The sequence below is a fragment of the Streptomyces sp. NPDC006332 genome, from assembly GCF_040612855.1.
In the GTDB taxonomy this organism is placed as follows: Bacteria; Actinomycetota; Actinomycetes; order Streptomycetales; family Streptomycetaceae; genus Streptomyces.
This window is the reverse complement of the sequence record NZ_JBEXRA010000021.1, coordinates 144,822-152,201: the sequence shown is the minus strand read 5'-3', so window position 1 is coordinate 152,201 and position 7,380 is coordinate 144,822. Positions and strand designations below refer to the sequence as shown.

At 73.0% G+C, this 7,380-nt stretch carries 7 protein-coding genes; 4 read left to right on the top strand and 3 right to left on the bottom strand.

The features are described from left to right. Nucleotides 1-199 precede the first annotated feature (199 nt). Both ABZ027_RS20690 and ABZ027_RS20685 read right to left on the bottom strand, forming a co-directional pair. On the bottom strand, nucleotides 200-1,096 hold the full coding sequence (locus ABZ027_RS20690) for a hypothetical protein (protein WP_356770290.1): 897 nt from the start codon (nucleotides 1,094-1,096) through the stop codon (nucleotides 200-202). Between the two features lie 134 nt (nucleotides 1,097-1,230). Then, nucleotides 1,231-1,527, bottom strand: coding sequence for a hypothetical protein (locus tag ABZ027_RS20685; protein WP_356770316.1), 297 nt, complete (start codon nucleotides 1,525-1,527; stop codon nucleotides 1,231-1,233). Nucleotides 1,528-1,624: 97 nt separating this feature from the next. Between ABZ027_RS20685 and ABZ027_RS20680 the strand changes: the two genes are divergently transcribed. After that, nucleotides 1,625-2,530, top strand: coding sequence for an oxygenase MpaB family protein (locus ABZ027_RS20680; RefSeq protein ID WP_356770288.1), 906 nt, complete (start codon nucleotides 1,625-1,627; stop codon nucleotides 2,528-2,530). A gap of 124 nt (nucleotides 2,531-2,654) precedes the next feature. On the opposite strand, the gene ABZ027_RS20675 is transcribed toward ABZ027_RS20680, so the two are convergent. Next, complete coding sequence (locus ABZ027_RS20675) at nucleotides 2,655-3,254, bottom strand: class I SAM-dependent methyltransferase (RefSeq protein WP_356770286.1); 600 nt, start codon at nucleotides 3,252-3,254, stop codon at nucleotides 2,655-2,657. Nucleotides 3,255-3,406: 152 nt separating this feature from the next. Here ABZ027_RS20675 and ABZ027_RS20670 point away from each other — a divergent pair, with 152 nt between their 5' ends. The 3 genes from ABZ027_RS20670 (at nucleotide 3,407) to ABZ027_RS20660 (ending at nucleotide 7,350) form a co-directional block, all read left to right on the top strand. Further along, nucleotides 3,407-4,180 (top strand): MHYT domain-containing protein, encoded by a 774-nt coding sequence (locus ABZ027_RS20670; protein WP_356770284.1) that lies wholly within the window; start codon nucleotides 3,407-3,409, stop codon nucleotides 4,178-4,180. 69 nt (nucleotides 4,181-4,249) lie between these two features. Continuing rightward, on the top strand, nucleotides 4,250-6,916 hold the full coding sequence (locus tag ABZ027_RS20665; RefSeq protein WP_356770282.1) for a nitrate- and nitrite sensing domain-containing protein: 2,667 nt from the start codon (nucleotides 4,250-4,252) through the stop codon (nucleotides 6,914-6,916). Continuing rightward, a complete protein-coding gene (locus ABZ027_RS20660) occupies nucleotides 6,913-7,350 on the top strand; it encodes a roadblock/LC7 domain-containing protein (protein WP_356770280.1) in 438 nt (145 codons plus the stop codon). The genes ABZ027_RS20665 and ABZ027_RS20660 overlap by 4 nt, the downstream gene beginning before the upstream one ends. The last annotated feature ends 30 nt before the right edge of the window (nucleotides 7,351-7,380 follow it).

Here is a 7,380-nt window from a genome sequence, read left to right as displayed (position 1 = left end):
TGCGGAAGCGGCACGTCGAGGAGACGGTCGAGGTCGCGGTGCCGGTGCGGACGGCCGACCACGTCGCGGGCCGACCACGGGCCGGTCGACGGCGTGTTCCACGAGCAGTGAGCACTCGACCGTCGGGCGGCCCCGGCAGGTGCCGTACCGCCCGTCGACGTGCCGACCGGCCGCTGCGGCGCGACCGGTCGGCACGGCGTCACAGCGGGCGTACGGCCATCTTGTCGAGTGCCTCCAGCAGACCCGGCAGCTCCGGCCCACGGCCCACCGGGAGGACCTCACCGGGCTCGTCGTCGAGGAGGACGAACGCGATGTCGTCGGTCCGCGCCACGAGCGACCAGCCGGGGCCGTCGGCACGCAGGGTCCGCGCGTCTCCGGGGGCGAACGACGACCTGACCCGGCCGAGCGGCGGCGGCGCGTCCACGTAGGCACGCGCCTCCGCGAGGACACGCCGGATGCCACTGTGGCCGCCCGGGGCCCCCTCCTGCCGCGCAACTCCGCTTTCGGTCTCCTCCGAGGAGGTGCCCGCCTCGGGAGCGTCGGCGGACTCGCTGTCCCCCGAGACGGAGGAGTCATCTCCGCCCGCAGTCGGGAACTCGGCGTCGTTGATCTGCTCCCGCCAGGTCGCCCACTGGAGCGCGATCTCGTCGGCGCCCAGCCGCCGCTGCGCCGGCCCCCACCTGGAGGTGTCCGGTGGCGTCAGCGGAGCACGGTCCGCGATCTCGGGACCGGGATCGTGCGGGGCCGGCACGCCCGGGGCCGCCACGGCGACCGCGAGGGGCCAGCCGGGCAGTGCGGCGACCACCGTGCGCTCGTCCGGCGACAGATCGTGCTCCATGCCGCAGTCCCAGGACGCGATGGCGACGGCGACCAGCGACACGTCGTCGACGACCACCGTCCACCTGGAGCCGTCGCCGTCCTGGCCGAGCACCAGACCGTATCCCTCGGCCATCGGCGCGAGGCCCAGCGCCGCGCAGGCCTCCGGATAGTCGTCGCCCAGCACGCTCGGGAACTTCGCCGGCGTCAGCAGCACCGCCGTCAGCACATAGAGCGCCTCGTCCGCGGCGGCGACGGTGTCCTCGTCCGTCCCGGCCATCCCAGCCTCCCCTTTGGTTCGTCCAACGGCGCGCACCCTAGTGCGCCCGGAAGGCGCTTGTCACGGTTCTGCTGCCCGACCGGCCTGCAGTTTTCCGGCCGGAGGGGGCGAATCGACCATCAGCCGCCGCTGCCTCAGGCTGTCGGCAGGCCCAGAAGCGCACGCGCCACCGTTCGGGGCGACTCGTCGCGCTCCCTCGCGAGCGCGATCACGGCCCGGCACGCCAGCTCGTTCACCCCGAACGACAGGGCCTCCGGGGACACCCAGCCCGCGGTCTCCTCGATCCGTTCCTGGTCGTCCTCCGCGCAGGCCGCGACATGGGCGGCCGCGGCCTCGAACAGGTTGTGCGAGCGAACCTCCCGGCCGGTCTTCGCCTCGGTGCGTAACGCGTTGAACAAACCGGCACCCGACTCACGGACCCTGCCCCACATACTGACCATCGTGCCCCCTTGGTTGCCCTGACTGGTCGTGCATCTCCTGCTACTCAACGTAGAGTTGAAGCTCCGGCGGCAGAAGGGGGACAGCGCGGTGAAGCGCTTCGCGCGGCTCGAACACATCCGGAGCATGGACCCGGAGAAGGACGCTCTGGAGATCTATCGCCTCTCCTCCGCGTACGAGTTCCCCTGGGACTTCACCCGCGCACTCGAACTGGCCCTGTACCGCACCTACGCCGTGCCCCGCATCGGGCGCCTGCTCGCCGAGACCGCGGAGTTCACGGACCGGCCCCAGAAGCGCTACGACGACACGGCGCTGCTCCTCGACGCCATCGTCGAACACGGCTTCGACAGTGAGCAGGGCCGCACCGCGATCCGCCGCGTCAACCAGATGCATCGCAGCTACGACATCAGCAACGACGACATGCGGTACGTGCTCTGCACGTTCGTCGTGGTGCCCAGGCGCTGGATCGACGCCTACGCCTGGCGCAGGCTGTCGCGCCACGAGATCATCGCCTCCGCCGTCCACTACCGCACCCTGGGCAGGCACCTGGGCATCAAGGACGTACCGGAGTCCTACGAGGAGTTCGAGACCTGCCTCGACGCCTACGAACAGGCACACTTCGCCTGGGACGAGCAGGCCCGACGGGTCTCGGACGCCACGCTCGACCTGATGGCCTCGTGGTACCCACGCCCCCTCGCCCCGCTGCTGCGCGCCTCCACGCTCGCCCTGCTCGACGAACCACTCCTGAAGGCCTTCCGCTACACACCTCCGGGCCCCCTCACCCGCGACCTCGTCCGCGGCGCGGTCCGGATGCGCGGACGAGCCGTCCGGCTGCTGCCACCCCGGCGAGCGCCACATCACGCGCGGCAGAACTGGGAGATCAAGGGCTACCCGAACGGTTACCGGCTGGAGGACCTCGGCACCCGCCCCGTCCCGGGCCTGCGGGGCTGCCCGGTACGCCACCCGGCCCCGGGGGCGGTCACCTCCACGGACTGACCGGCGCGGCGGTCGTTGTTCCACGGACGGACCGACGCGGCCGCCGAGTTCTACGGCCCGACCGAGGCGCCGGTCGTCTCCAGGGCCGGGCTGACCGGCGCGGGGGGACGCTGGACGAAGACCGTCAGCCCTCGCGGACGGCCAGGGCCAGGAACCGGTCGTCCTCGTCGACGTACGACGTCATGCGCCACCCGGATCCGGCCAGCAGCGGACGCAGGTTCTGTTCCGCGCGCAGATCGTCCGGCGTGACCCGGCGACCCTGGCGCGCGGCCAGCGCCGCCCTGCCGATCGGGTGGAACAGGGCCAGAGTGCCGCCATAACGCACCACGCGCGCCAACTCGCGCAGATCCTTGGCCGGTTGGGCGAGATGGGAGACCAGCCCTGCCCCGAACACGGCGTCGAGCGACTCCGAGCGCAGCGGCAGCGCTGCCACATCGGCGCGCACCAACTGCCCGTCGCGGTCCCGCCCGGCCCGTACTGCGGCTTCCAGCATCGCCGGGGTCAGGTCCACCCCGACGACCACTCCCGTGGGCCCCACGGCCGCTCGCAACGGCGTCAGGGCCCGCCCGGTGCCGCAGCCGGCGTCGAGCACCCGGTCTCCCGCACGCAGCCCGAGGTCCGTGACCGCCGCGGCGTAGGCGGGGCCGTCATCGGGAAACCGCCTGTCCCAGTCGGCGGCCCGGGCCGCGAAGAACTCCCGCACGTGTGTCTGGTCGTCGCTCATGCCCCGCATGATCCCTCACCGACACGGATGACAGCCGGGTGCACACGTTCGAGCGTGCCGCGATCGTTCAGCTACACCTCTGCGCCATATTCCAACCGCTTTCGAAATGAGCCCTCTTTGTGCGCCCCTGTCCCGACTAGCGTCCCGGGGCCATGGGACACCTGGACCACGCAGCCCTGGGGTGGCTGACCCCCGTGCTGTCGTACGTGATGGCCTGCATCGGCGCCGCCCTCGGGCTGCGCTGCACCGTGCGCGCGCTCGGCGCCACCGGACGCTCGCGCCGGAACTGGCTCGTCACCGCCGCCTCCGCGATCGGCACCGGCATCTGGACCATGCACTTCGTGGCGATGCTCGGCTTCAGCGTCCACGGCACCGACATCCGCTACGACGTGCCGCTCACGATCGCGAGCCTGCTCGTCGCCGTGGTGGTCGTCTGCGCCGGCGTCTTCGCCGTCGGCTACAGCCGCGACCGCACCCGCGCGCTCTTCCTCGGCGGGCTCACCACCGGGCTCGGCGTGGCGAGCATGCACTACCTGGGCATGGCCGCGGTGCGCCTGCACGGTGACGTCGCCTACGATCCCGCGCTCGTCGGGCTCTCCGTCCTGATCGCGGTGGTCGCGGCGACAGCGGCCCTGTGGGCGGCCCTCAACATCAAGTCACCCGTCGCCGTCACCCTCGCCTCACTGATCATGGGGGCGGCCGTGAGCAGCATGCACTACACCGGCATGTTCGCGGTGAGCGTGCGCGTCGCCCCGTCCGGGGCGCCCCTGCCCGGAGCCACGGCGATGCAGTTCATCTTCCCCCTCGCCGTCGGACTCGGGTCCTATCTCTTCCTGACCTCTGCCTTCGTCGCACTGTCGCCCACCACAGGGGAGCGTCAGGCCTCCGCCTCGGCCCAGCGACCGGTCGAGAGCGCGGCCTCCTAGGGGGCGTCCGCGACGTCCCGCCCGCCCCGCCCGTACGGGCGCCCCGACCCACTCCCGAGCGAGGAGGCCATGCCTACACCACGTAGGACCCCCGAAGCCGACGCCGAGACGCCGGACCAGGCCCCGGTGCGCGGCCGCCGCGCACACGCCGGACCGCCCGCCGACGAACACCCCGACGAACAACCGGACGAACCCATGGACGCGATACCGGACGCGCCTCCCGCGCACGGGGGACGCTGGCGCCTCCGGCCGCGGACGGTGCGAGCCAAGATCGTCTGCCTGTTGATGGTTCCGGTCGTCTCGCTGCTCGCCCTGTGGGCGTTCGCCACCGTCTCCACCGCCCAGGACATCTCCAGGCTCCGGCAGTTGCAGCGCGTGGACACCACGATCCGCACCCCGGTCGCGGAGGCGGTGGCCGCGCTGCAGACCGAGCGGGCGGCCGCCGTCCGCTACGCGACCGACCCGGCGGCCGGGCAGAGCGGCGACCTGAGGAACCTCGCCCTGCGCACGGACCGCGCTGTGGCGAAGCTCCGGCTCGGCGACGGCAACACCGTCGCCGACAGCGAGGAACTGCCCGCCGGAGTGGCGCGGCGGCTCGAGACGTTCGTCGCCGGCGCCGAACAACTGCCCGCCCTGCGCACCGCCGTACGCGACCATCGAGCGGACTGGCACCAGACGTACGGGCGGTACACGAAGACCATCGCCAACGCCTTCGGCGTGGGCGGCGCACTCACCGGCATCCAGGACGCGGAACTCGGCTCCGACGCACGCGTACTGCTCGAGTTCTCCCGCGCGCAGGAGGCACTGGCCCAGGAGGACGCCGTCCTGGGCAGCGCACGCCTGGCCGGTGGGCTGTCGGGCGAGAGGCTGCGGCTGTTCACCGGCGCCGTCGACACCCGCCGGGCCCTCACCGAATCCGCCGTGGCCGACCTGCGAGGCTCCGAACGCGCCGCCTGGCGCGACGTCGCCGGGGGCAGCTCCTACGGCACCGTCGGCGCCACCGAGGACAGGGTCCTCGCCGCGGGCCCGGGCGGTCGGGCGCTCGCCGCGGCACCGCAGGCCGCCTGGGAAGACGCCCATGCGAGGGTGCGGGACGACATGCGGGCGATCGAGGCGGACGCGGGACGCGAAGTCTCCGAGCGGGCCGACCCGTTCAGCCGTGGTCTGCTCACCCCGGCCGGCGCCGCCGTCGTCCTCGGCCTCCTCGCCGTCGCCGCCTCCCTCGTGATCTCCGTGCGCATCGGCCGGGGCCTGGTCGTCGAGCTGGTGAGCCTGCGCAACAGCGCCCTGGAGATCGCCCGCCGCAAACTCCCCGAGGCCATGCGGAAACTTCGCGCGGGCGAGGAGATCGACGTCCGGGCCGAGGCACCGCCCGGACGGCCCGCGGAGGACGAGGCCGGACAGGTCGCCGAGGCGCTCGGCACCGTGCACCGCGCCGCGCTCCGGGCCGCCGTCGAGCGCGCCGAACTCGCCAGCGGCATCTCCGGCGTCTTCGTCAACCTCGCCCGCCGCAGCCAGGTCCTGGTCCATCGCCAACTCAGCCTCCTCGACAGTATGGAACGCCGCTCCGACGACCCGGACGAACTGAGCGACCTGTTCCGGCTCGACCACCTCACCACCCGGATGCGGCGGCACGCCGAGAGCCTGATCATCCTCTCTGGCGCCGCTCCCGGCCGCGCGTGGCGCCTGCCGGTCTCCCTGACGAACGTGGTCCGTGCGGCCGTCTCCGAGATCGAGGACTACGCGCGCGTGGAGGTGCGCCAACTGCCGGACGCGTCCGTCACCGGCACGGCCGTCGCCGACCTCACCCACCTTCTCGCCGAGGTCATCGAGAACGCCGCCCAGTTCTCGCCGCCGCACACCCGTGTGCGGGTCACCGGCGAGCCCGTCGGCAACGGCTACGCCGTCGAGGTCGAGGACCGCGGCCTGGGCATGGGCAAGGAGACCCTCGCCGAGGCGAACCGACGCATCGAACAGTCCGAGGCACTCGACCTGTTCGACAGCGACCGGCTCGGGCTCTTCGTGGTGAGCAGGCTCGCCGCCCGGCACGACATCAAGGTGCACCTGCGTACCTCCCCCTACGGCGGCACCACCGCGGTCGTCCTGCTGCCCACCGCGCTGCTGCACGCCGGAGCGTCACAACCGGCGCCGCATCGGTCGGTGGACGCGACACGGCGGGCTGAACCCGAGCACGCACGCGTGCCCGCCGCCGACCCGCGCCAGGAGTCCGTCCCCGCCTCGGCCGACCGGCCCGCACTGGCAGCTCCCCGGGCCACCACGAAGCGCCGTGCCCCGGTCGGCGACTCGCCTCCCGCGGGTGACCGGGCCCGCACGGATGCGCGGGCCACGGCCGACAACTCGCCTCCCGGAGTCGCCACCTTGCGTCTGCACCGTCCTCCGCACGACCTCGACGACGTCTCCCCGGACAGCCCCGACGACGCCTCCCACGACGCCTCCGACGACGCCTCCCATGGCGCCTCCCCGGAGGAATCCGACGACCTGCCCCGCCGGGTCCGGCAGGCCAGCCTCGCCCCGCAACTGCGCGAACGGGCGGCCGAGGAACCGGCGTGGACTACCGCCCGCCCACACGACGAGGGGCGCACCCCCGAACTCGTCCGGGACCGCATGGCGGCCTACCGCGACGGATGGACCCGCGGCGGCGGCAGGCGGCCCGGCAACGGTGCCTTTCCAGACTTCCCAGCGGGCAGCGACAGCAGCGAAGGAGACCCCGCATGATCCAGGACTCGAGCATGAGAGCCGCCCAGAGGTCCGGCGAACTGGACTGGCTGCTGGACGACTTGGTGGTGCGGGTGGGGGAGGTGCGGCACGCGGTCGTCCTGTCCAACGACGGCCTCGCCGTGGGCGCCTCCAGCGATCTGCACCGCGAGGACGCCGAACACCTCGCCGCCGTGGCCTCCGGTTTCCACAGCCTGGCCAAGGGCGCGGGCCGGCACTTCGGGGCTGGAGGCGTGCGCCAGACCATGGTGGAGATGGACGACGGTTTCCTGTTCGTGGCCGCCGCGGGCGACGGTTCCTGCCTTGCCGTCCTCACCGCGGTGACGGCGGACATAGGCCTGGTCGCCTACGAGATGGCACGGCTGGTCAAACGCGTCGGCGAGCACCTGTACACGGCCCCCCGCATGGGCGCGCGGCCCCCCGCAGCCGGATGAGGCCACGAGGCGGTCCACTCAGATGACCGA